1 protein-coding gene and 1 pseudogene are annotated in these 616 nt (G+C 64.1%); both read left to right on the top strand.

Features of this window, described 5'->3' with window-relative positions; genetic code table 11:
* Nucleotides 1-434: pseudogene (locus tag HMPREF2886_RS35375) on the top strand (mercuric reductase); the annotation flags it as partial.
* Between the two features lie 16 nt (nucleotides 435-450).
* A partial coding sequence (gene merD / locus HMPREF2886_RS35370) for a mercuric resistance transcriptional repressor MerD (protein ID WP_070749124.1) occupies nucleotides 451-616 on the top strand: 166 nt, incomplete at its 3' end.

The following is a 616-nucleotide window of genomic DNA, read 5'->3' as shown; positions in this document are numbered from 1 at the left end:
GCACCCGTGCCGCGATCAACATGACCGGCGGCGACGCAGCCCTCAATCTGACCGCGATGCCGGCAGTGGTGTTCACCGACCCGCAAGTCGCCACCGTGGGCTACAGCGAGGCGGAAGCGCACCACGATGGCATCGAGACCGACAGTCGCACGCTGACACTCGACAACGTTCCGCGAGCGCTTGCCAACTTCGACACACGCGGCTTCATCAAGCTGGTCATCGAGGAAGGTAGCGGACGGCTCATCGGCGTGCAGGCGGTGGCCCCGGAAGCGGGCGAACTGATCCAGACGGCGGTGCTCGCCATCCGCAACCGCATGACGGTGCAGGAACTGGCCGACCAGTTGTTCCCCTACCTGACAATGGTCGAGGGGTTGAAGCTTGCGGCGCAGACCTTCAACAAGGACGTGAAGCAGCTTTCCTGCTGCGCTGGATAAAAAAAGGAGGTTTTCAATGAGCGCCTACACCGTGTCCCGGCTGGCCCTTGATGCCGGGGTGAGCGTGCATATCGTGCGCGACTACCTGCTGCGCGGATTGCTGCGTCCGGTGGCGTGCACCCCGGGCGGCTATGGCCTGTTCGATGATGCCGCCTTGCAACGGCTGTGCTTCGTGCGGGCGG

Origin of the sequence: Pseudomonas sp. HMSC066A08, assembly GCF_001813025.1 — a bacterium.
Taxonomy (GTDB): Bacteria; Pseudomonadota; Gammaproteobacteria; order Pseudomonadales; family Pseudomonadaceae; genus Pseudomonas; species Pseudomonas aeruginosa.
The sequence above is the reverse complement of the archived record's forward strand: the minus strand, read 5'-3'. Positions and strand labels throughout refer to the sequence as shown.